At 57.8% G+C, this 24,250-nt stretch carries 17 protein-coding genes; 9 read left to right on the forward strand and 8 right to left on the reverse strand.

The genetic code is table 11. The features are described from left to right. Positions 1-263: 263 nt before the first annotated feature. Both H8B15_RS02385 and H8B15_RS02390 read right to left on the reverse strand, forming a co-directional pair. Positions 264-2,960 carry a GIN domain-containing protein gene (locus H8B15_RS02385; RefSeq protein ID WP_187318067.1) on the reverse strand — a complete coding sequence of 899 codons (2,697 nt, stop codon included), beginning with the start codon at positions 2,958-2,960 and terminating at the stop codon, positions 264-266. Between the two features lie 51 nt (positions 2,961-3,011). Beyond that, positions 3,012-3,365: a PadR family transcriptional regulator gene (locus H8B15_RS02390; RefSeq protein WP_187318068.1), complete on the reverse strand. Its 354-nt coding sequence runs from the start codon at positions 3,363-3,365 to the stop codon at positions 3,012-3,014. A gap of 305 nt (positions 3,366-3,670) precedes the next feature. On the opposite strand from H8B15_RS02390, the gene H8B15_RS02395 reads away from it, so the two are divergent. Next, the gene (locus H8B15_RS02395) at positions 3,671-4,774 is read left to right on the forward strand and encodes a putative type IX sorting system protein PorV2 (RefSeq protein ID WP_187318069.1); all 1,104 of its coding nucleotides are present in this window, start codon (positions 3,671-3,673) and stop codon (positions 4,772-4,774) included. A gap of 49 nt (positions 4,775-4,823) precedes the next feature. Continuing rightward, positions 4,824-9,338, forward strand: a complete 4,515-nt coding sequence (porU2, locus tag H8B15_RS02400) for a putative type IX secretion system sortase PorU2 (RefSeq protein ID WP_187318070.1) — start codon at positions 4,824-4,826, stop codon at positions 9,336-9,338. A gap of 196 nt (positions 9,339-9,534) precedes the next feature. On the opposite strand, the gene H8B15_RS02405 is transcribed toward porU2, so the two are convergent. The 3 genes from H8B15_RS02405 to H8B15_RS02415 all read right to left on the reverse strand — a co-directional run bounded on the left by H8B15_RS02405 (position 9,535) and on the right by H8B15_RS02415 (position 12,410). Continuing rightward, positions 9,535-10,020, reverse strand: coding sequence for a dihydrofolate reductase (locus H8B15_RS02405; RefSeq protein ID WP_187318071.1), 486 nt, complete (start codon positions 10,018-10,020; stop codon positions 9,535-9,537). A 111-nt stretch (positions 10,021-10,131) separates the two neighbouring features. After that, positions 10,132-11,094, reverse strand: a complete 963-nt coding sequence (fmt, locus tag H8B15_RS02410) for a methionyl-tRNA formyltransferase (RefSeq protein WP_187318072.1) — start codon at positions 11,092-11,094, stop codon at positions 10,132-10,134. Between the two features lie 95 nt (positions 11,095-11,189). After that, positions 11,190-12,410, reverse strand: coding sequence for an exo-beta-N-acetylmuramidase NamZ family protein (locus H8B15_RS02415; protein WP_187318073.1), 1,221 nt, complete (start codon positions 12,408-12,410; stop codon positions 11,190-11,192). A 50-nt stretch (positions 12,411-12,460) separates the two neighbouring features. Here H8B15_RS02415 and H8B15_RS21230 point away from each other — a divergent pair, with 50 nt between their 5' ends. After that, positions 12,461-13,678 (forward strand): FtsX-like permease family protein, encoded by a 1,218-nt coding sequence (locus tag H8B15_RS21230; protein ID WP_187318074.1) that lies wholly within the window; start codon positions 12,461-12,463, stop codon positions 13,676-13,678. A 113-nt stretch (positions 13,679-13,791) separates the two neighbouring features. Here the strand turns inward: H8B15_RS21230 and H8B15_RS02425 are convergent, their stop codons facing one another. Beyond that, complete coding sequence (locus H8B15_RS02425; protein ID WP_187318075.1) at positions 13,792-14,190, reverse strand: GxxExxY protein; 399 nt, start codon at positions 14,188-14,190, stop codon at positions 13,792-13,794. 57 nt (positions 14,191-14,247) lie between these two features. Continuing rightward, positions 14,248-14,949 carry a peptidoglycan DD-metalloendopeptidase family protein gene (locus H8B15_RS02430; protein WP_187318076.1) on the reverse strand — a complete coding sequence of 234 codons (702 nt, stop codon included), beginning with the start codon at positions 14,947-14,949 and terminating at the stop codon, positions 14,248-14,250. 208 nt (positions 14,950-15,157) lie between these two features. Here H8B15_RS02430 and H8B15_RS02435 point away from each other — a divergent pair, with 208 nt between their 5' ends. From H8B15_RS02435 to thiL, 5 genes are all read left to right on the forward strand, one after another. Then, positions 15,158-16,267: a ferredoxin--NADP reductase gene (locus H8B15_RS02435; protein WP_187318077.1), complete on the forward strand. Its 1,110-nt coding sequence runs from the start codon at positions 15,158-15,160 to the stop codon at positions 16,265-16,267. Positions 16,268-16,298: 31 nt separating this feature from the next. Beyond that, positions 16,299-16,937 (forward strand): NUDIX hydrolase, encoded by a 639-nt coding sequence (locus H8B15_RS02440; protein ID WP_187318078.1) that lies wholly within the window; start codon positions 16,299-16,301, stop codon positions 16,935-16,937. Between the two features lie 92 nt (positions 16,938-17,029). Then, the gene (locus tag H8B15_RS02445; RefSeq protein ID WP_187318079.1) at positions 17,030-18,772 is read left to right on the forward strand and encodes a M3 family oligoendopeptidase; all 1,743 of its coding nucleotides are present in this window, start codon (positions 17,030-17,032) and stop codon (positions 18,770-18,772) included. 266 nt (positions 18,773-19,038) lie between these two features. Further along, positions 19,039-19,713 carry an LEA/WHy family protein gene (locus tag H8B15_RS02450; protein ID WP_187318080.1) on the forward strand — a complete coding sequence of 225 codons (675 nt, stop codon included), beginning with the start codon at positions 19,039-19,041 and terminating at the stop codon, positions 19,711-19,713. A 232-nt stretch (positions 19,714-19,945) separates the two neighbouring features. Then, on the forward strand, positions 19,946-20,974 hold the full coding sequence (thiL, locus tag H8B15_RS02455; RefSeq protein WP_187318081.1) for a thiamine-phosphate kinase: 1,029 nt from the start codon (positions 19,946-19,948) through the stop codon (positions 20,972-20,974). Positions 20,975-21,059: 85 nt separating this feature from the next. Here the strand turns inward: thiL and H8B15_RS02460 are convergent, their stop codons facing one another. After that, positions 21,060-23,264, reverse strand: a complete 2,205-nt coding sequence (locus H8B15_RS02460; RefSeq protein ID WP_187318082.1) for a PAS domain-containing sensor histidine kinase — start codon at positions 23,262-23,264, stop codon at positions 21,060-21,062. Positions 23,265-23,445: 181 nt separating this feature from the next. On the opposite strand from H8B15_RS02460, the gene H8B15_RS02465 reads away from it, so the two are divergent. Further along, on the forward strand, positions 23,446-24,105 hold the full coding sequence (locus H8B15_RS02465; RefSeq protein ID WP_187318083.1) for an MBL fold metallo-hydrolase: 660 nt from the start codon (positions 23,446-23,448) through the stop codon (positions 24,103-24,105). The last annotated feature ends 145 nt before the right edge of the window (positions 24,106-24,250 follow it).

Genomic DNA, 24,250 nt, shown 5'->3' on the forward strand with positions numbered 1-24,250 from the left:
TCTCACACCAGAACAAGTCGTTGTTACGATAATCGTTCAACTGGCAAAAGGTCCTTTGCAAGCTCAGGATGACAGCCGTAATTTTTTACTCACAACTTCACAACTTCACCCTTAAAAAGAGAAAGCCCTTTGCCCTTCCGTTGCAGCGGGGTAGGGAAAGAGCTTTCTCGGGTCACAGGCTCACTCACCACAAACCAGCGACCCACTGACGGATTGTGACAAGGTAGATGGCGGTGGTCGCCAAAGCGTTGCCTAAGCGGTAATTATTCGCGGATAGGAACCAAAGAAGAGCCGCGGCTTACGTCCTTGGAGATGCGGCTAGGGTTGCCGGCATATTGCACCTCACTGGCGCCGCTGAGGTCCACTTTCAAGCGTTCCTGCACGCGGGTTTTGGCATTGCTGGCCCCCGATAGGTCGAAATCAGCGTTGCGGGTGGTCAGGCCCAGGGCGTCTATCTCACAGGCGCCGGAGCCATCCACCACCAAGTCGTTGGCTTGGCCGCGCAGGCGGGTTTGGCAAGCGCCGCTCAGGTCCAGCGACAGGCGCGTTGCATTCACATCGAGGGTAGCGGCACAGGCGCCGTTTTGCTCCACGTTTAGATTGCGCGCGTCGCGAAAGCCGGCTACGTCGGCCTGGCAGGCGCCATTCAATTCCAGTTTATTGAGGATAGGCAGTGTCACGCGCACCAGTACGGGGTTGCGGTTGCCTTTCAAGTTCGACCAGAATCCGCGCTGTTGATGCCGAATTACAAGTTCGTCGCCGCTGGTTGACACCTGCAAATCGCGCAGGTCGCGGTCCTCGCCGGCTGCTTCTACCTTAAACTCGCTACCCTGGCGCACCAATACCCGGTAGGCGCCGTTGGCTTGAATAGTGTGGAAATCGTTGAAGGAATACGTGCGGCGGCCGTCGCCGTAAGAGCTGAAGTCGGTTGGAAACTCTGCCTTCGGAATGTCAATATTCACCTTCACATTGCCATTCTCATCGGTATCTGTATTAATACGAACCCCATCTTCGGATTCATTGACGCGCACGTCTACTCCGTCGTTCTCATCGGTATCCTGCTCGTCATCAGTAGCAAAATCTGAGTTTGTGCACTCAATGCAGTGCAGCTGGGTGCCAATGATTTCGTAGGTGTGTGTGTCAGCGTTTTCAGGCTTTTCGTTGTTCACGAAGTTCTCGCCGTCTAGCCGGTTCGAAAACTCTTTGCTTAGGCGGTAGCGCTTATTTTGGGGTAGGCGCAGGGTCACGTCCAGGTCTTGGTCGCGGAAGCGGGCATCGGGTTGAAAGGAGAAGAAATCATCGAGTATCAGGGTGGCATTATCGGTGGCGCGGGCTGTGTAGCGGATAGAGGTGCTGGCCGTGCGAATAGCTTCCTGCTCCGTGGCGCCGCGCGCCGAGAGGTACTTTACCAGCTCCACTACTTGCCCGCTGTCGGCTTCTGTCAGGTTCAGGTCCACCCACTTGTGGCCGTCGTTGTGCGTGGTGTGGTTATCCAGCAGGATAGTGGAGGCCGTGAGGGTAGGGAAACGCTCGGTCTGCGTCACTTCGCCTTCCATCTGGAAGTCGCGGCTGATGCGCACACCGGCTGCGCTGGCGCCTACCACGCTCAGCAGCCACAAACCTAGTAGCGAGAGTCCCGCAATCCGGCTCAGGATAGAGCGGCGTAAAATCAGCCCCAGGCCCAGCAGGAACATGGCTAATACCGGAATGGCCCCCGCTGCGTAGAAAGCCAGCAGCGCCCAGGAAGGCACGCTATTGGTGAACAGGTAGGGAGGAAACGGGCCCGTGTGAATGAAACCCTGCGACTCAGGAAGTACGCCCAAACCAATGCCCAGCGCAATAGTGAAGGCCAGCAACAAGCCAAACCCAGTTACCACCAGCAGCACACCTGCCGCCACCCGAATTAAGGTGCCCATAAACCCAACGGCGGGGCGCAGATTGCGGCCAGCACCTTCAATGAACGTACCGATAGGACGGTTGCCAGGGGTAACGGCGCCTTCTTCCGACGCACGCAGGTTGCTATCTAAAGCTGAGAGCGTTACGGCATCGCCACGCATCCGAAGACGGTCGGAGGCCGTTTTGGCCTCCGGTACCAGAATCCACAGAATAATATAGAGAAGGAAGGAGAAGCCTCCCGCAAACAAACCGGCCAGAAACAGCACCCGAATCAGCACTACATCGGTACGGAAATAAGCCGCTAAGCCAGCCGATACGCCCCCGATTTTGCCGCTGTCCACATCGCGGTAGAGCTTACGAAAATTGGGGTCCTCGTCGCTCAGCACATTGTCGTAGCGCTTGGGTAGGGCAATCCAGAGTACTATGTAGGCAATCACAGCGAAAGCCGATAGTTTTCCGCCCAACTCATCCAGCCAGCTGATATCATCGAGAGCAGGGCCAGCGAGCAGTAGCCCCACAAATGCCAGCCGGAACCACAGCGGATTGACGGCGAAGTAGCGACCCAGGCCGGCGGCTACCCCGGCTACCTTGCGGTTGGCCATGTCGCGGGTGAGGCGACGGGGCTCATCAAATGGGGCAGTGGTAGCAGGATCGGGGTTGGCCGTGTTCTTGGTGCCGCCGGTGTAAGCCCGGCCGCTGGCGCTGCCTGTGCTACTACCCGTAGTGCCGGTGTAGAAGCCTTCGGCGGTGCCGCTGGCCACGGCCGAGGCCAGAATTTCTTCGTCTTCCTCGGCCTCATCGGCGGCCTGAAAATCGCGTACGCGGCCCATCTTCGCTACCATCTGCTCCACGTCTTCCAGCGAAATAATCTGCTTGCTGGGCGAAAGCCGCGATACAAACAACTCGGCAATGCGGCTCTCAATGTCGGCCACGATTTCTTCGTGTCCGCGGTAGCCAGAGAAGTGGGCTTTCACCTCGGCCAAGTAGCGGCCAAGGACTTCGTATCCATCTTCTTCGATGTGGAAGATGATGCCCTGAAGGTTGATGCTGATGTTCTTTTTCATCTCAGTGCTGCAACTAGTTCAAGTGAAAGGGAGTGGGGAGAGGGCGGCGGGCTAGGCCGCGTCGGAGGAGGGAGTTGGCGAGTGGGAGCGAATAATGCGAATGGACTCTTCTACTTCTTCCCAGGTCAGGCGTAGTTGGTGCAGAAACTCCTGACCAGCTGGCGTGAGCGTGTAGTACTTGCGGGGCGGCCCGCTGGTCGATTCCTTCCAGGTATAGTCCAGAAGGGCGGCATTCTTGAGGCGGGTAAGCAGCGGGTAGAGGGTGCCCTCCACCACAATCATGCGGGCTTGCGTGAGCTCCTCCAGCATGTCGGAGGCATACACCTCGCCGCGGGCAATGATTTCCAGGATGCAGAATTCCAGAATGCCCTTCCGCATCTGCACTTGGGTGTTCTCTACTTTCATGGGCTGAGGACAGATATCGGTGAAGAATGAGACAAATGTAACAGAAGGTACTATGTAACACAAGGTACTGTGTAAATATATTTTTGGTTGTCATTTCAGAAGAATTTTTTGTTCGGTAATGGGAGGGTGAACCAGGCGCGTTGGTTGCCGAACGATTTGACTGTCAGCTAAGAAAGCGCAATACTTTGCATCGGCCCGATTTGTGCTGAGCGCCAAATGGCTGTTTATGCCGAAAGCGCAGGAGAATGAAGTAACTTGCGTGTCGGCCGTAATTGCGGCTGGTCGTTTTACCCTGTTAGGATACTATGATGCACTTCTCCCGCTATGCTGTTCTTAGCGCATTATTATTCGGGTTGTCTTGGGGGCAACAGGCTAAGGCTCAGAGTACTACGCCCAAATACAGCAACGAGTTTCTGAATATCGGCGTGGGCGGCCGGGCGCTGGGCATGGGCAATGTGCAGGTGAGTTTGGCCTCCGATGCCACCGCCGGCTACTGGAACCCGGCCGGCCTCACGCGGCAAAAGAATAAGTACGACGCCGTGCTGATGCACTCCGAGCTGTTTTCGGGCATCATCAAAAACGATTACGCGGCCTTCTCCATGCCCCTCGACGAGCAGAGCGCCATCGGCGCCAGCCTCGTGCGCCTGGGGGTAGACGACATTGCCGACACGCGTAACCTAGTGAACGAGTACGGCCAGATCGACTACGGCCGCATCACCTATTTCTCCATTGCCGATTACGCCATGCTGCTGTCCTACGCCCGCAAAATTGGGAACGTGGAGGGATTGTCAGTAGGGGCCAATGCCAAGATCATCTACCGCAACGTAGGCGACTACGCCAATGCCTGGGGCTTCGGCATCGACGCGGGTGTGCAGTACAACCACGCCGGCTGGCAGTTGGGCCTGATGGCCCGCGACATTACTACTACCTACAACGCCTGGTCTATCAACGCCGATAAGTTTCGGCAGACGCTGGTGCCCGGCGAGGCCATGCCCAAGGGCGGCCCCGAGGTAACGCTCCCTCGCTTTATCCTGGGTGCTGCCCGCCTAATCAAGCTGCCGGGCGAGTTCACCGCCCTACCCGCCTTGGACCTGGAAATGACCACCGACGGCCAGCGCAATACCCTCATCTCGTCCAGCGCCGTGAGCATCGACCCTCGCGCGGGTATCGAAATTGGCTACAACAACCTGGTGTACCTGCGCGGCGGGGTAGGCAACTTTCAGAAGGTCAAGTCCTTCAAAAGCACCACCCAGGAAGACTGGCACGCCCAGCCCAGCCTGGGGGTAGGGGTGGCCCTCAGCGGCCTGCGCCTCGACTTGGCTCTCTCGCGCTTAGCGGTGGAAAATACGGGCGGCAGCGCCTCCCAAACCAACTCTGTTATCGTGTCGCTGGGCTACGGCTTCAAGTAAACGCGGCGTCGACTTTCTTGACTTTTAGCTACTAGAGTATCTGGTTTCTATGAATTACACCTACAAATGGGCAGTACGCGGATTATGGCAGCGTTTGCTGGTTGCATTGCTATGCACGCTGGGTACGCATCAGCTGCTTGCTCAGTCCGGGGCTTACGGTAACGAATGGATTGTGCCCGGACAGCAGTATTATAAGATACAAACCGTGCGCGACGGCCTTTACCGTCTCGATAATGCCTACCTCACGCAGGCCGGCATCAACGGGGTGAATCCTAGTCAGTTTCAGCTGTGGCGGCGCGGCCAGCAAGTAGCCATTCATGTGGGCGGCAACGCCACTACGCAAGATGCCAGCACATACATTGAGTTCTTTGGACAGCGTAATGACGCTAAGCTGGACCGCGAGATGTTTAAGAGGGCAATGGATCAAGCACAGCCCTATTACAGTCTCTTCACTGATACAGCAGCGTATTTTTTGACGTGGTCGGGCGCTACCCAAAGTAAGCGTATGACTCAGCCAACGCCTACCGCACCGGGTACTGCCGCGCCATATTGGCTTCGACCAGAGTTGCAGATACACGGCTATGATTACAACAACGTAGATGAAGTAAGCTCTATATTCCAACCTTGGGGCGAGCCCTCAGAGGGCTTCTTCTCCGGGCAGATTGGGACAGGAGGCTATACCTTTCCTATCGGTACAGAGCAGCGAAAAGGTGGAAACGCACAATTGGAAGTACGCCTAGCGGGTAGCTCTAAAGTTGGGCACATTGTTGAAGTGGCAATTGAGCAGCCAAGCGGTACGCGGCGTTTGTTAGGCACTGAGCGCTTTAATACATATGAAAATAGAGTAGTAAAGTATGCCTTACAGGCAGCGGATATACAGCCTAATGGAACTGTACGTGTGCAGATAAAGCCGACAGCAACAGGGGATGCTGTCCGAATTGCCTATATCAAGGTAACGTATCCGCAAACCGCACGCTGGATAGCCAGCCGTGAAAGCCGGTATTTTACCAATGACTCTACGCTGAATGCGCCGGCTTACTATGTACTTGATAGCATCCCAGGTAGTGTGTATGGTTACGATGTAACAGATCCTTACAATGCACAGCGCATTACAGGTACGGCTACTACTAGCACAAGACGCGGTTTCTATTTCCCCGCTGCTAGTAGCAATAGTACCAGGCAGTTATTGTTGGCAGACACTGAAAATCCCCTGCGGCCTACCTTGCCAGCTCGTCGCGTCAACTTCCTGTCGTTGCAGCCCACAGCCGCCGATTTTTTAATCATTACGAGTCCCGTAATGATGCAGGCGGCAGGGGGAGTGCCCAATGCAGCCCAAGCATATGCCGACTATCGAGCCTCTGTTATTGGCGGCAAACATGATGTGCTGATGGTAACCAGCCAACAATTATATGATCAGTTTCATTACGGAGAAAAATCACCGCTGGCACTACGGCATTTTACGCTGTGGATGCTTACGGATAAAAGCCGGGAGAAATACTTATTACTACTAGGAAAAGGATATTCTGTTAGCCAAAAAGAAAGTGACTATGTCCGTAATATACCCGGTGTTGATTATGTGCCTACTAGCACACGCGCGGTTTCGGATTTGTTTTACTCCGCTGATTGGCAGAATAATAACTATGTAGGTGGTTTAGCCACAGGCCGGGTCGTGGCTAAAAACGCTCAGGAGGTGATGAACTACCTTAATAAGCTGAAAGACCACGAAGCGTTAGGTGTGGAGGGCTGGCGTAAAAACGCTGTGAATATGGTAGGAGGCCAAAACGTTGCCGACTATGCAGAATTCAACAGCTATATGGAGAAGTACAAACAACTAATAGAAGCACCGTGCTTTGGTGGAAAAGTAATTAAAACGTATCGTCGTTCGGAACTTGGTACAGTTGGCTCATTTCCCGTCGGCGTGAGCATTGCTGATGAACTGAACAAGGGTGTATCGTTGCTTACCTATTTTGGACACGGTTCGCCCTCCGTTCTTGATGTTGATTTTGGAAACATCAACGATGCCACGAAAAACTACCGGAACAAGGGGAAATATCCGGTGATGTTCGTAAATGGCTGCTCTGCGGGCAACGTGTTCGTTTTCTATTATGCTTTTAGTTCAGAATGGGTGCTAGCCCCCGACAAAGGTTTCGTAGGCTTTATGTGCGAATCGGGCTTTGGCTTTTCCAACGATTTGAATGAAAGCCAAACGCTGATGTACAAATTGCTACTAAACGACCCAGCCTGGTACGGTAAGCCCGTAGCGCGGGTATGGAACGAGGTAGCGCGCCGCTTGCAGCCCATTGCACAGTATAGCCCATCTACTGCTGCTGGCTTAATGTGCACCATTTGGCAAGGCGACCCAGCCCTACGCCTGTTCTCGCCTGCCAAGCCCGACCTAGTGATTACCAACGACAGCCTGCACATCCCGGCTGCTGCCAATGGGCAGCCCGTGCTAGCTTCAGCCGAATCCTTCAAGCTGGTTATCAACGCGGGCAATCTAGGTAGCCTGTGCGGTGCGGAGAAGGTAGACGTATGCGTAACGCGCAAGTATCCCGCTACTTCCGGCCGCAGAGATGACGCTTATAGCTTCTCCTTCACCTCCACCCAGCGCGATAATATCTACACGGTGGATATTCCGAATACGGGCGATGTGTTCGGCGAGAATACCTTTATCGTGAAGCTCGACTGCAATAACCTGATTGATGAGCTGGATGAAACCAACAACGAAGCGCAGCTGAAATACAACTTCCTGCGCGGTGGCGTTACGGCCCTCACGCCCACGGAGTTTGCGATTGTTCCTTCTGGTGCGGTGCGGCTGGTGGGGCAGAGTAATCTGCTCAGTGCTGAGCCGCGGTTGTTTGATATGGAACTGGACACAGTTCCTACCTTCAATAGCCCTCTGGTGCAGCGCAACAACACCGTTTCGGGGCGGCAATTGGCCAGCTGGGCCGCCACGGTGCCTACCATCGCCGGGCGCGACAGTGTGGTATGGTACTGGCGTCTGCGCCTGCAAACGCCGCAAGCGGAGGAAAGTAATGCCTGGGCTACCAGCTCGTTCCGGGTGATTCCGGGTAGTGCGGGTGGGTGGTCGCAGAGCCACTATGGGCAGTTGCAGCGCAACACCCAGCAGCGTGTGACCGTGGCCGCGCCCAATGGCCGCTGGAGCTTTACCGAAGCCGATGGTGGCAGCGGGGTAGTCACCTCCACACTGATTGGGCCGGCTCAGCAGTGGACTACCCTATTTCATACCGTGCGTACGCAGGAAAACGACAGTTACACGCTGCGCTTGCTGGGCGTAGATGCTACGGGCACTACTACTGTGTTGAATTCCAACGTCACCAGTCGCACCTATTCGTTGGCTGACGTATCGGCTACGCAATATCCCTACCTGCAACTGCAAGTGGTACTGCGCGATACTCTCAGTCACACGGTGCCGCAGCTTAAGCAGCTGCTAGTAACCTACCAGGGCGTGCCCGAAGGCGTAATACGTCCTGATTTGGCAGCCACGGATGTCTACGCGGCTGCTACACTCACCAAGCAGGCAGCGAGCGGTACACTCAGCTTCCCGGTGTATTTCCAGAACATTTCCGCCACGGATTTCGGCACGCCGCTGAAGGCCGAAGTGACCCTGCGCGACGCGGCCAACCGCACCAGCACTACCTTGGTTGAATATAAAGGGGGAGTGCTGAAAGCCGGTGAAACCGCCAAAATTGATGTAACAGCCAACGTGGTGAACCTGGCTACTGGAACCGTTACGGGTTCCGTGAACGTAAATCCGCGTCTGCTGCCTGAGCAGTACTACTTTAACAACCAACTGGTGCTGCCAAGCTTCAATGTGAATAACAGCAGCACGCCGCCTACCCTCGATGTGGCCTTCGACGGACAGCACATCCTGAACGGTGATATTGTGTCGCCCGCGCCGGTGGTGACGGTGCAGTTGCAAAACAACAACCTGCTGCGGCCGGTGAAGGAAGCCAGCAATTTCAGCCTGTTTCTGGTGAAGCCGGGCGAAAGCAATGCCACGGAAATTAATATGAACTCGTCGGCGGTGGCCTTTATGGCCGATTCGGCGAAGGGTCTGGCGCGTATTGAGTACCGCCCTAGCACAGCGCTGGCCGATGGCAAATACACGCTTATCGCGCAGGGTCGCGACGCCTCGGGCAATGCGGCAGGCAGCCAAGAGTACCGCGTGACGTTTGAAGTCATCAACGAATCGACCATCACCAACGTGTATCCCTACCCCAACCCCATGACCAGCAAGGCCAAGTTCGTCTTCACGCTGACCGGGGCGCAGGTGCCGCGCAACATGAAGATTCAGATCCTCAGCCTCACGGGCCGGGTGGTGCGGGAAATCATGATGGCCGAGCTGGGCCCGCTACGTATCGGCAACAACATCTCCGACTACGCCTGGGACGGCACCGACGAGTTCGGCGACCGACTCGCCAATGGCACCTACCTCTACCGCGTGGTGCTCGACGACCCCAACAAAGACTTCCAGCACCGCACCACTGCCGGCGACAAAGCCTTCAAGAAAGACTGGGGTAAAATCGTGCTGCTGCGGTAGGTGGTGAAATGGTGAGTAGTGAAATGGTGAGTGGTGAGTAAAAATTACGGCTGTCATTCTGAACGCAGTGAAGGACCTTATCACGTTAGCACGAGTCGTTCGTACGTATTTCGTTCTGCCGTGATAAGGTCCTTCACTGCGTTCAGGATGACAGCCGTAATTTTTACTCACCACTCACCATTTCACCACTCACCACTTACCTCCTCCGTAGCGTTACGAAGCTGTAGGGAAAGGCGTGCTTGAGGTCGGGCTCGTGCCGTTCGCGGGTTTCTTCCTGCCATTCGGTGCGGTTGAGGTCGGGGAAAAGGGCATCGCCCTCTACGGTTTGGTGCACCTCCGTGAGGAAAATAGTGTCGGCGGCGGGTAGGGCCTGGCGGTAGATTTCAGCTCCGCCGATGATGAAGATATCCTCGTCGAAGGTTTGAGCTAATTCCACCGCGGCGGGTACAGAATTGGCCACTTCACAGCCTGTGGGGTGCCAATCTGTTTGCCGCGTTACCACGATGTTTTGCCGGTTGGGCAGGGGCTTGCCAATCGACTCAAACGTGCGCCGTCCCATCACAATGGGGTGGCCGGAGGTGAGTTGTTTGAAGTGCCTAAGGTCGTTGGGTAGATGCCAGGGTAGGGTATTGTCTTGACCGATAACACCGTTTTCGGCTACGGCTACGATGAGGGCTATCATAAGGTGAAGTTGTGAGATAGTGAGTAAAAAACGTGTGTCATCCTGAGTGCAGCGAAGGACCTTCTCGCGTGACAACGGCTCGTGCACACGTGAGAAGGTCCTTCGCTGCACTCAGGATGACACGTCTTTTTTGTTCAAAACTTCACTATTAAACCCGCGCAGAAAATCCTGCACGGGCATTCGTTTTTTGCCTTCCAGTTGCACATCGAGTAGGTCGAGCATGCCGGCGGTGGTGGCAATGCGCAGGTAGGTGCGGCCGTCGGTGGCCCAGGAGCCGGGTACGGCCGGCTGGGGCGTAACGGCCTCCTCAGGCGTGACCACGCGGGCGCGGAAAACCTTAAGCGTGCGCCCATCGGGCAGCTGCGTGAAAGCCGTGGGGAAGGGCGACAAACCCCGAACACGGTTCACCAGCGCCAGCGCGGGCTGCTGGAAGTCCAGCCGGCCGGTTTCCTTGCTGATTTTGGGGGCCGTGCGCAGGGTAGGGCTGTGCGGCTGGGGCGTGGTGGGCACGTTGCCGGCGGCCACGGCCTGCACTGTGCGCAGGGCTAGGGCGGCGCCAGCTACTTTCAGCTTTTCGTAGAGTGAGCCGAAGTCGTCCTCGGGCTCGATATCGACCACATCCTGCAAAATCAGGTCGCCGGTGTCGATTTCGTGTTGCAGGAAGAAGGACGTGACGCCGGTTTGGGTTTCGCCCTCAATAAGCGCCCAGTTGATGGGGGCCGCGCCCCGGTATTGGGGTAGGAGAGAAGCATGAATATTAAGCGAGCCTAGCCGGGGCATGGCCCACACAGCCTCGGGCAGCATCCGAAAGGCTACGACCACCTGCAAATCGGCGGCGTAGCTGCGCAGCTCCTCCTGAAACGCCGACGACTTCAGGTTGGTGGGTTGCAGCACCGGCACGCCGTGCGCCACCGCCGCCTGCTTCACGGCCGACTCCTGGAGCTGTCGGCCACGTCCGGCGGGTTTGTCGGGCGCCGTTATCGCGGCTACCACTTCGCAGCCGGGCCAGGTAAGCAGGGTTTCTAAAGTAGGCACCGCAAAATCGGGCGTGCCCATGAAAATAATTCGAAGCATATAGGGTAGGGGCGCGTTGCACGCACCCATCGTTGAACAAAAGGTTTGAAAGGGGCTATGATGCAGCGCGGACGACGGGCGCCTGCAAGGCGCCCCTACGATTCAGGATATAGCAAATACTTTTTGCGCAGTTGCTTGTACTGGCTTAGCCCCGGCTCCCACGATTTGCGAATTTCCGCCTCGGTTTTGCCGGCAATAATTTGCGTGCGCAGTTCCTTGGTGCCAGCCAGCCGCTCAAAACCCTTGTTGAAGAACTGGTCTTTGGCGGTGCTTTGCTGGTAGAAATCAAGCAGGTAGCGGAGCGTGAAGCCTTCTGCCTTCGCATCGTGGAGGTTCACACCGCGGCAGGTCTGGCCTTTTTGGGGTGGGTCGGTGGAGCCAGCATTGGGGGTAGGCACAAACGTGAAGGGCCGCGAGGCCGGCTGCCTGGGACTACCCAACACCTCGAACGGCGTGCTGGTGCCGCGCCCTACGCTCACGTCGGTGCCCTCAAACATGCATAGCGAGGGGTAGAGCGCCACGCTTTGTGCAGTGGGTAGGTTGGGGGAGGGGCGCACCGGCAACTCGTAGCGCGTGGCGTGGGTGTAGCCCGCCACGGGCACCACCGTGAGCTTGCACTGCACACCGCCGGCCAACCACTTTTCACCATTCAGCATCTGGGCCAGCTCGCCTACCGTGAGGCCGTGCACGATGGGCAGCGGGTCGAGGCCGACGAAGGACTTGAGCGCCGGGTCGAGCACAGGGCCATCCACGTACCAGCCGTTGGGGTTGGGGCGGTCCAGTACTACTACTTCCTTGCCCTGCTCGGCGGCGGCTTCCATCACGTAGTGCAGCGTGCTGATGAAGGTGTAGAAGCGCGTGCCCACGTCTTGGATGTCGAAAATCAACACATCCAAGTCTTGCAGCATCTCGGGGGTAGGCTTTTTGGTGGCGCCGTAGAGGCTGCGCACCGGCAGGCCGCTGCGGGCGTCTTTACCGTCTTTGATGGTGGCCCCATCGGCCGCTTCTCCCCGAAAACCGTGCTCGGGTGCGAAAATCGTTTTCACGCCTACCCCCTGTGCCAGCAGCGTATCCACGAGGTAGGCCTGGGCCACCCGCGAGGTTTGGTTGACCACCAACCCCACGCGCTTACCCTTCAACTGGGGCACGTAGCGGCCAAATTGTGCAGCACCTACTTGCAATGCGGGTGCCGCGGGAGTTGTGCTAGCAACCGTAGGTTGGGTAGGCGTGGTGGCCGTGGTAGGCGGCGCAGCGCGGCTGCAATCGGTGGCGAGTAGGGCGAGGCTCAGCAGGCCGGGAAGAAAGGAAACTGTCATGACAAGAAAAGGGGCTAGAAAACTGCCCGCAGACGCGTAGCTTTACGGCAGTGAACGTCTCGCAGTACATATCCCACAAGATTGATGGGGCCGACTCAGGTTCTTTTACCTCGTCGGTGACAAAAATAGCCATTATCAGCATTGCCATGGGCTTGGCAGTGATGATTGTGTCGTTTGCCATCCTGGAAGGCTTCCGCAACGAAATTCAGAACAAGATTTTCTCGTTCGGGGCGCACCTGCAAATCACCAAGTACGACACCAACAACTCCCTGGAGGTGGCGCCCATCAACGGGCAGCGGCTGACGCAGGAGCTGCGTACGTTTCCGCAGGTGAAAACCGTGCAGCCGTTTGCCATTAAAACGGCCATCATCAAAACCCGCGATGAGGTGCTGGGCGTGGTGCTCAAGGGCATCGATGAGCCGCAGGCCGGCAGCTCGCCCATGCGCCAGAATCTGGTGGCCGGCAAGTTTTTGACGTTTCCCGATACTGCGGCCAGCGACGACGTGCTGCTCTCGCGCAAGGTGGCCGACAAGCTACGCCTGAAGGTAGGCGACGAGGCCCTGTTCTACTTCATCCAGAACCCGCCCCGCATCCGGCGTTTCAAGGTCAGCGGTATCTACCAGACTGGGCTGGATGAGTTCGACGAGGTGTACGTGATTGGCGATATCCGGCAGATCCGTGACCTGCGCGCCTGGCCCGATTCGCTGGTGGGCGGTATGGAAGTGGTGCTGCGCGACTTCCAGCAGCTCAACCCGGTGGCCGACAATATGTACGAGCAGCTACCCTACGACCTGAAGCTCGATAAGATTACGGAGCAGTATCAGCAGCTATTCGACTGGCTGAAGCTGCTCAATCGCAACGTAGTTATCTTCCTGGTACTCATCATTGTGGTGGCCACGTTCAACATGATTGCCACCATCTTCATCATGATTTTGGAGCGCACCAACATGATTGGCGTGCTCAAGGCCATTGGGGCCACCGATAACCAGATTCGCAGCATGTTCTTCTTCCGCGGCCTGAGCCTCACGGTGCGCGGTATGTTCTGGGGCAACGTGATTGGGCTGGGCTTCTGCGCGGTGCAGTACTTCTTCCACGTCATCCCCCTCGACCCTGAGAACTACTACATGGACCGCGTGCCTATTCACTGGGACCTGTTCATCATCGTGGTCCTGAATGTGGCTACCTTCCTGGCGTCGCTGCTGGCGGTGCTGGTGCCTACCTACCTGATTTCGCGGATCAGGCCGGTGACGGCTATTAAGTTCGACTGATCACGGATTTTAGCGGATTAGACGGATTTATCGGATTTTGTGGACGGTTTCCTTCGATTGGCCAACCTCTTTGTTAGTGTGAGGTAAGCAGGTGGTTAGGTGTCTATTAGACTCTATTGTAATCTGTCGCTGCTGTGGTTTTTGAGGAATCGTTTAAATGTGAGGCTGGGCTCGCCAAAGTTGATGAGCAAGCCGACCTCCAATTGAAAAGCGGTGAGGTAGTTGATAATTTGAGCGTAATGCGATTTGTCTAGCGTTGCCGTAGCTTTCAACTCTATCAACACCGTCTTTTCAACAAGGAAATCGGCACGTCGTGCTCCCATTTCTACCCCTTTGTAATAGACTGGTAGATGAATCTCACGGCTAAATAGAAAACCGGTTGATTCTAGTTCTACAGCCATACTGCGCTGATATATCACCTCTGGAAAGCCATGCCCCAATGTGCTATGCACCCGCATCGCGCAGCCGATAATATCTTTTGTAAGCGCGTTGTGACGGATATCCAGCAGCATAGAAGTAGGAATAGAATAATAGTAAACTGAATCGTCCACAAAATCCGATAAATCCGTCTAATCCGCTAAAATCCGTGAGCGCAGGATCAAATTCGGATCGGGGCACAGCGCCGCCCACTGCTCCCGCTCCTCTGGTGCCGCCACGCCCGGAAAATCGCCCTGGCGGCCTTGCATATCCGCTATTACTTGAAAGTGGAGGTGTGGGGGCCAGTCGCCGTTTTCGGGCGGGGGGCCTACTTCGGCAAAGGTTTTACCTTGGGCGATGGTCATGCCGGGGCGCAACAGGACCGTTTCGCGGCGGGTGAGGTGGCCGTAGAGGGTGTAGAAAATGGTGTCTTCGAGCTGATGTTGCAGGATGACGGTAGGGCCGTAGTCGCCGAAGTTGGCGTTGTCGGCCAGGCTATGCACCACGGCATCGAGCGGCGCCAATACGGGCGTGCCGGCGCGCAGCCACACGTCCACGCCCAGGTGCAGAGTACGGGCCAGGGCGCTGTCGTCGGCGAAGAGGGTAGGGCTGCGGCGGTAAATCACGCGGTTTTCGAAGTAGCCCCCAATGCCAATATCGGCCTGCTGCGCGGCCAACAGGCGCGCCACTAGGTCCGAAAACGCATCCGTATCGCGCAGGTCGGCATCTTTCAAAAGCGGATTAGCGGCAGTGAAATCGAGACGGGCCACATCAGGTGCACTCAAATCAACGGGCAACACCGGCCCACATGCGTGCTGGTGGCGTTCCAGCAATTCGGTAAGAAATGTAGCCATAGGGAGTTGGGGGGCTGAGGGTCTGGGGTGTTGAGAATTAGGTAGGGCAGGATACTATACGGCTGGTGTCGTCCGAAACGCCCGCAAAGCACGTAAATACGGGCATAAGCTACGCCATCCGCCGCGGAATCCCGTACTTTGTACGCCCCAAGCGGCTGGCACGCGCCGCCGTTTTTCATTGAGTTTTCAAGTTTCTAAGTCCCCCCGCATGTCCTACCTCACGCTGAACGTCGTTGACCTGACCCAGGAAACGTCCGACGCCGTTACCATTCATCTTGAGAGCCCCGACCGCCAGCCCATTGCCAGCCAGCCCGGCCAGTTTCTGACCCTGATTCTGCCTTGCGGCCCCGGCGGCAAAAAAGAGCGCCGGGCTTACTCGCTCAGCAGCACGCCCAGCGAGGCCCCGCGCCTAGCCGTCACGGTGAAGCGCGTGGCGGGCGGCTTGGTTAGCAACTATTTGCTGGATACGGTGCGGGTAGGGCAGCAGCTGGAAGCCATGGCGCCGCTTGGCAACTTTGCTTTGCAGCCCAGCCCCAGTGCGGCCCGCTCCTTGGTATTGGTTGGCGCCGGCAGCGGCATTACGCCCCTGATGAGCATGTTGAAAGCCGTGCTGCGCGAGGAGCCTCAGAGCCGCGTGTTGCTGGTGTACGGCAACCGCACCGAGGAATCGGTGATTTTCCGGCAACAGCTAGCCCAGCTGGAGGCGCAGTCGGGTGGGCGCTTGCAGGTGGAGCATGTGTATAGCCAGCCGCACACGCCCGCCAGCGGAAAGCCGCATCAGTATACCGGCCGCCTCAACCGCACCATGTTGCTGCGCATTCTGGAGCAGCGCCATGCCGGTAGCCCGGCCCAATCGGAGTACTACATGTGCGGGCCGGAGGGTATGATGGCCGAGGCCCGCGCCGCCCTGGATTTGCTGGGCGTACCTGCCGCGCAGATTCACCGCGAGAGTTTTGTGGCGGCTGCCGACTCGGCCGAAACCGCCGCCGCCCAGCCCAACGGCCACGGCGACGTATCGACGGCTGACGATGACGACGCTTCCGCTACCCGCCAGGTAACGGTGCAGTACGAAGGCAGCGAGTACCAGTTTGACGTAGCACCCGACCAGACCATTCTGGAAGCGGCCCTCGACCTGGATATCGACCTGCCCTATTCTTGCCAGGCGGGCCTGTGCACGGCCTGCCGCGGCAAGTGCCTGAGCGGCAAGGTACACCTCGATGAGCGCGAAGGCCTGTCCGATTCTGAAATAGAAAAAGGCTACGTGCTGGTGTGCGTGGCGCACCCGCTCACCAAAGACGTGGTGATTGAAATAGATTAGCAGTCGAGCTAGCATTTGCCTACCTTCCGCTATGGATACAACCACGTGGCTGACCGTTGCCCAGCGCTTGCAGGCGCTGGCGCAAGCGGGCCTGGAATACTCGAAAGGCAGCCCTTTCGACCTGGAGCGGTACACCGAAATCAGGGCGCTGAGTGTGCAGATGGTAGCTGGCCTTACGGAGGAACCACTGGAAAAAGTAACAGCTTTTTTCACCTCTGAAACCGGTTACCAAACGCCTAAGGTGGATGTGCGGGTAGTAGTGTTTCGGGGCGAGAATGAGGTGCTGATGGTGCAGGAAAAAATGGACCACAACCGCTGGACCCTACCCGGCGGCTGGGCCGATGTTGGCCTGACACCCTTTGAAGTGGCCGAAAAAGAAGCCGAGGAAGAAACCGGCCTGCACGTGCGCGCCGTGCGCCTGTTGGCCTTGTTCGATAAAAAGCAGCACGCCCACCCGCCGCAGCCGTGGTACGTATACAAGTGCTTTGTGCTGTGTGAGGTGATAGGGGGCGAGCTGGGCAACAACAACGTGGAAACCACTGGCGCCCGCTGGGTACGCGAGGCCGAGTTGGAGGCGCTGGACCTGTCCACCGACCGCGTTACGAAGTCGCAGATGGCCACCATGTTTGAATTTGCCCGTCAGCCCGAAAAACCTACCCTTTGCGACTAAACCCGTAACCCTACCTTGCGGTTGTATACCGATGGCCCGGCGACCAGCGTTGCGGGCCTACCTCTCTTCCGAAAAACGATAAGATACTTCTTATGAATATTGCTCCTGCGCCGGCACATGAGTTGGCAACTGATACGCAGCGTCCCGCGCGCCGTTACCTGCCCGAGGCGTTTGTGGTAACGGACTGGGCCTCGCTGGAATCGTACTTCGAAGAACTGCGCGACCGGACCATTGACTCGGCAGACGAGCTGGAAACCTGGCTGCTCGACCGCTCGGAGCTGGAATCGGTGCTGAGTGAGGACCTGGCGTGGCGTTATATCCGTATGACGTCCGACACACAGAGCCAGGAGCGGGCCGAGGCGTTTCAGTTTTTCGTGAATGAAGTGGAGCCGCAGGCCGCGCCCTACGACCACGCCCTCAACGAAAAGCTCATGGCCTCGCCCTACCTGCCGGAGCTAGACCAGGACCGCTACCGCGTATTTATCCGCTCGGTGCGGCAGGCGCTGGACATTTACCGGGCCGAGAACATTCCGCTGAAAACCGAAATCAGCACCAAGCAGCAGCAATACGCGGCCACGGTAGGCGCCATGACAGTGACCCTGGACGGACAGGAAGTGACCCTGCCCCGCGCCGCCGACAACCTCAAAAACACCGACCGCACCGTGCGCGCAACGGCCTATCAGGCCATTCAGGAGCGGCGCTTGCAGGATGCCCAAGCCCTCGACCAACTCTTTACGGAGCTGGTAACCCTGCGCGACCAGATGGCCCGTAACGCTGGCTTCACCAACTTCCGCGACTACATGTTTGCGGCGCTGGGTCGCTTCGATTACACCGCCGAGGATTGCTTCGACTTCCACCGCGCCATCCGCGAAACCGTGGTGCCCCTCATCGATGACCTCGACCTGGAGCGCCGCCAGGACCTGGGCCTACCTGAGCTGCGCCCCTGGGACTTAGACGTGGACACGTCCGGCAAAGCGCCCCTGCGGCCGTTTGAAACGGGCGAGGAGCTGCTGGAAAAAACCATCACCGTGTTTCAGCGCCTCGACCCCTTCCTGGGCGAGTGCCTGCGCACCATGCGCCAGATGGGCCACCTCGATCTGGAGTCGCGCAAGGGCAAAGCACCGGGCGGCTACAACTATCCGCTGGACGAAACCGGCGTGCCGTTCATCTTCATGAACGCTACGGCTTCTCTGCGCGACGTGGTGACGCTGCTGCACGAGGGCGGCCACGCCGTGCACTCCTTCCTCACGCGTCGCCTACCCCTTTCGGCCGACAAGCACCCGCCATCCGAAGTGGCTGAGCTGGCTTCGATGAGCATGGAGCTGATGAGTATGGACTACTGGGACGAGTTCTTCCCCGACCCCGACGAGCTGCGCCGCGCCAAGCGTACCCACCTCGAAGGCGTGCTGGAAACCTTTCCCTGGGTAGCCACCATCGACAAGTTTCAGCACTGGGTATACGAAAATCCGCAGCACACCGAGGCCGAGCGGCACCAGCGCTGGACGGAGATATTCGACGAGTTCAACCAGCGCACCGTGAGCTGGCAGGGCCTCGATACTTACAAGCCCTACCTCTGGCAGAAGCAGCTGCACCTCTACGAAGTGCCGTTCTACTACATCGAATACGCCATGGCCCAGCTGGGTGCCATTGCCGTGTGGCGCAACTACCGTCAGGATGCGCAGCAAGGCCTGGATGCCTACAAGCGTGCCCTGGCCCTGGGCTACACCGCCCCCATCGGGGAGATTTACGAGGCGGCCGGTATCCGCTTCGATTTCAGCACGGAATACCTGCGCAGCCTGGCCGACTTCGTGCACGAGGAAATGGCGAAGCTGTAGCCTCTCACAAACCGCTGCTTACGACAACGCCCACCTGCGCAAGGTGGGCGTTGTTGGTTGTGAGGGGCCGATTTTGGAATGCCTCGCTCGTGTGAAAACCCGTGTAGCGAGTCTGACAGGCTCTTCCGAGTGAACGGATTCGCAAGGCGCAGCAGTCGTGGAACTTCCTAATTGCCAGCCTTTCAATAACGACGAGAGGCTACATAGTAACTCGTTGGAACTGTAGCCGGTATAGCTAGTTAATGCGCACCCGTTCTCCTCGCTATATGTCGCCCGTACCTTACCCCACCAACTATCGTTTCCCGCTGGCCGTTGTGAGCCTGCTTCTGCTCCTGAGCTTTGCTGGCTGTGGCATCTCCGAACAGGTGCAGCAAGCCAAGGCATTTAAAAATGCTCAGATCCGCCTGGCATCGGTGCAGCAGGCCACCGTGGCCGGCGTTGATGTGATGCAGATCCGGCAGCCCAGCGACCTGAGTACCGTAGACAAGGCCCGTCTGGTGGCCGCCTATGCCACCGGTAATCTGCCCCTGCGCATGCTGGTGAATCTGGAAATCCGCAACCCCAACGACGAGCTAGCTGCCCTCAACGAACTCGACTATATTGCACTCATCGACGGGAAGCAGGTAGCCACCGGGCACTCCACGCAGCGTATTGAGGTAGCGCCCAACGGTGGTACTACCCTGGCGCCTATCACGGTGGAGAGCAATTTGCGTGAAGTGGTTGGTGAGCGGTCTGCAGAAGACCTGGCCGACTTAGTGCTGGGCCTGGCTAACCATGACAACCAACCGGTGCGCCTGACGATGCGCGTGCGTCCTACCTTCGTCACCAGCAGTGGCCGTCGTATCACACCAGCAGGCTACATTACGTTGGATAAGGCGTTTACCGCCGACCAAGTGCTGGATGCAATAGACAAGCGCGACTCACTACACACACGCCCTTAGCCGTAGCACGCGTCTATACTGCGTTACACTGCTTGGCCGGCTCAATCTTTCGGGCCGGGTTTTCTGTGCAGTAAGTGCATTTTATTTAAATAAATAGCTGGAGTAGCAACTGCGTACAAGGAAACAACTGGCGCCGCCGCGTGTTCTGGCTACCTTTGCCAGTGCGCTGGCCAACCGGATAGCAACCTGTTCGGTCGGCCCAGCCCTACCTCCCTAAGACTGCGACTACTATATGAGTTCTGTTACCCCTTTAAATGCCCTCGGCGAGTTTGGCCTGATCAACCGCCTTCAGCAAACCATTACCCTGCGCCAGCCCAGCACCACACTCGGCATCGGCGACGACGCGGCCATTCTGAGTCCGGCCGCCGGGCAGGATACCGTTATCAGCACCGATTTGCTGGTGGAAGGCGTGCATTTCGACCTCACGTTTTGCCCCCTGAAGCACGTGGGCTACAAGGCCGTGGCCGTGAATGTGTCGGACGTAGCGGCTATGAACGCCACGCCTACCCAACTTGTAGTGGGTATTGCCGTGGGCGCGCGCTACTCGGTGGAGGCCATTGAGGAGCTGTACGAAGGCATGCGCCTGGCTTGCGAGGCCTATAGCGTGGACCTGGTAGGCGGCGACACCACCGCCAGCCGCGGCGGCCTTACCATCAGCGTGACGGTGCTGGGCCAGGTGGCGCAGGGGCAGGCTGTGCGCCGCAGCGGTGCCCAGTCCAACGACCTGCTGTGTGTAACCGGCGACCTGGGCGGCGCCCTGCTGGGCCTGCAAGTGCTGGAACGCGAAAAGCAAGCCTGGCAAGCCGACCCCGAGTTTCAACCCGAGCTGGAAAAGTATAGGTATGTGGTGCAGCGCCAGCTCCGCCCCGAAGCCCGCATGGACATCATCTACGAGCTGCGCGAGCTGGGCATCACGCCCACCAGTATGATTGATATTTCGGACGGGCTGGCCTCCGAAACCCTGCACCTGTGCCAGGCCAGCGGGGTAGGGGCGCGCATCTTCACCGAAAACCTACCCATCGCCAACCCTACCCTGGAAGTGGCCGAGGAATTCAACCTCGACCCCATTATGTGCATGCTCAATGGCGGCGAGGATTATGAGCTATTGTTCACCGTGCCCCTCGCCAACCACGACAAGCTCAAAAACCACCCCGATATCACCATCATCGGCCACATGGTGCCCCAGAGCGAAGGTGCCAACCTCATCACCAAAGCCGGACAGGCCGTGCCCCTGCAAGCCCAGGGCTTCAAGCATTTTTAGAGGGTAGGGAAGAATTGCTGATGAATAACGTCCTGCTTCGACAAGCGGACGCCAGATGAAGCAGGACGGACCTTTTGGCTATTCACTATCTTACCACCTCACTGCCAGATAGATACACCCGGAAGGTGGTGCCCTCGCCTACGGTGCTTTCCACGGCAATGCGGCCGCCGGCTTGTTCTACCAGCCGATTGACCAGGTAGAGGCCTACCCCTGTGCCGTGCACGTGGTCGTGGAAGCGGCGGAACATCTGGAACAGGTCGGCGCCGTAGCGGGCCAGGTCCATGCCCAGGCCGTTGTCTTGCACCACCAGCACGGGCGCGCCGGCCGGCATCTGTTCTGCTGCTACCCGAATGAGAGGCGTTCGGTCGGGGTGGGCGTATTTCAGGGCATTGCTGAGCAGGTTATAGAGGATGCTTTGCAGGCTGAGCCGCGCAAAATCGATGGTAGGCACCTCATCGAAATCCAGCGTAAACACGGCGCCAGCCGCTTCTGCCTGGTGGTGCATACTCTGGATAACGGCTTGCGTAAGTGGGCGAAGCGACACTGTTTCGGTGGGCAGCTGGCCGTGGTGGCGCTCCACTTGCACGATTTCGGCTAAGCCTTCCACCGTTTTGTAAATCTGTGTAAGGGCATTCTCAAACATACCCAGCAGCAGCGGCGCCTCAGGGTCGTGAAAGGTAGCGGTGCTCTTCAGCTCCTCAAAGATGCCGGCCATGTTGTTCACCGGCTGCTTGAGGTCGTGGGAGGCTGTATACACAAAGTTGTCGAGGTCCTGGTTGATGCGGGTGAGCTGCTGGTTGGTGCTGCTCAGCTCGCGGTTGGCATCGTCAATTTGGTTGCGGGCTACCACCTGTTCGGTTACCTCGTAGGCAAAGGCCAGAATACCATCAATTGCTCCGTCGGCCCCGGAGCGCGCCTGATACACAAAGTTGAAGTAGATGTCCTCCAGCGGCCCATCATCTGTGCGCGCCGCCCGCACCAGCCATTCGTTGCCCTCGTATGTCTCCCCGGTGTGGTACACCTGCTGCAAAATCGGCCAGATAGGTTGGTCCATCAGCTCCGGAATGGCTTTCCCAATGGGTAGGCCCAGCAGGCGCCTACCTGGAAAAAACCGCTGGTAAGCCGGATTCACTAGCTCATACACCAGCTCGGGGCCATCCAGAATGCAGATGGCTCCGGGAGCCTGCATAAACAGGCGTTCCAGGCGGGCGCGCTGCTGCTCAGCCTCCACCTGGGCCGCCTGCAACTCGCGGGTGCGGTGCTGCACGCGGCTTTCCAGCTCCTGGTTGAGCTGGCGCAGGGCCAGCTGCGTGCTGAACAGCACGTCGTTGTTGGCTCGAATTTCTTCGTTGGCCGCTTGCAGCTCCTCGTTGGCGGCAGCCAGCTCCTCATTCAAGCTGCGTTGCTGCTGCTCGCTGGCTTCTATGCGTTGGCGGGCTACTACCTGCGCCGTTACTTCATAAGCAAACACTTGAATACCATCAACATCGCCCTTGTGGTTGTGGGTAGGCTGGTACACGAAGTTGTAGTAGTTGTGTCCTAATGTGCCGGAGTTGCCGTGGTCGAGTTGTACCAGCATCTCAGTGGCGTAAAACGGCTCCCCGGTCTGGTACACGTTGTCGAGCAGGTCAAAAATGGGTTGCCCTGCCAGCTCCGGCATGGCGTCGGCAATGGGCTTGCCCAGCAGAGGGCGCGGCCCTACCAGCTGCTGGTACAAGGGGTTCACCAGCTTAAACACATGGCGGGGGCCTTCCAGAATAGTAATCATGGCCGGGGCTTCCATAAACAGCCGCTCCAGGTGGCTGCGCTGGGCCTCAGCGTCGGCGCGCGCGGCCCGCTCTCGGGCCTGGCTTGCACGCAGGGCCTCCTCAATGCTGCCAGTGTTATCGTACGCTACGCTATTGCTGAAGCTCACCAGAAGCCCCTCGCCGGCCCGGCGCGCCGAGAGGTAAAAGGGAGTGGTGGTAGTAATCTGATAATCAAGGTGGTGCTTTCCTGGCTGCCGCGAAATAAACGTGTGGCAGTAAAAGTCGAACACGCCATTGGTACGGCTTTGCGGGTAGATGCTCAGCTGCGTGCCAGCGGGGTGCGCCGGAAGCTGGAGCATCTGCTGAGCCACGGTGTTTAGCAGTACAAACTCGAAGTCGACAATCGTATTTTCGGCCCACACTGGCTTCAACAGCAGCATACTAGTATGCGAAACCTCGAGCAAACCGGCCAGCAGTTCGTCGGGTGGGAAGGTAGGCTGAAGGTTGGCAATGGAAAAGGCAGCGGGATCGGGTATCGTCATTGCAAGCAAATAAGAATCGATAGCAGCGGACAACCAAAGGGCATATGACTGGGTAGAAAGTAGGGGAGCTGCCAGCGGTTGGATAAGCAAAATAACGTAAATCCGGCGCGTTGGTCGGTCCGGAACTTTAGGAAAGGCTGGTGGCGAGGCACCCTGCCACTTCTTACCCACACCCTACGCTATGAAAATCACAAAATATATTCACTCCTGCCTGCTGCTGGAGCAAGACGGCGAGCAGCTGCTTTTCGACCCCGGCACGTTCACGTTTGCCGACGGAACCGTGACGCCCGCCACGTTCCGGAACGTGTCCACCGTCGTCATCACCCACCAGCACCCCGACCACCTCGACGTGCAGGCGCTCCAGGAAATTGTGCGGCTGAGCAGAGCCACGGTGCTCTCAACGCAGGAGGTGGCCGACCAGCTAAAGCCCCAGGGCCTACCCGTGCAAGTGGTGGAAGAAGGCCTGCTGACGGTAGGCGCTTTCTGGCTGGAAGCTGTGCCAGTGCCTCACGAGCCCATTCTGGATAGCGAGCTGCCCCAGATGCTGGCCTTTTTCATCAATGATAAAGTGTTGAACCCCGCCGATTCGTTCTCGCCCATTCTACAAAGATACAAGCGGGTAGAGGTGCTGATTTTGCCCGTGATGGCGCCCTTCCTCACCGAAGTGCGGGTAGCCGAGTTTGTCCGGCAGCTGGAGCCGCAGCAGATCCTACCCGTGCACGACGGCTACGTGAAGGACTTCTTCGTGGAGCAGCGCTACGATACTTACGAGCCGCATTTTGCGCAGCAGGGCATTCAGTTTCACCGTCTGAGCCAGCCGGGGCAGTCTGTTACGGTGTAGTTTTTCAGGGAATATCTGCGGCCGTTGGAAACCTGTGAGTCGGCCAGGTGTTGAAGCTTTTTACGGAATTTCAATTTTCTAGTCCTGCTTGATCTGACGTCCGCTTGTCGAAGCATCTCGCGTGCTGACGACAGATAGTATCCTG

Origin of the sequence: Hymenobacter citatus (assembly GCF_014333615.1) — a bacterium.
Lineage (GTDB): Bacteria > Bacteroidota > Bacteroidia > Cytophagales > Hymenobacteraceae > Hymenobacter > Hymenobacter citatus.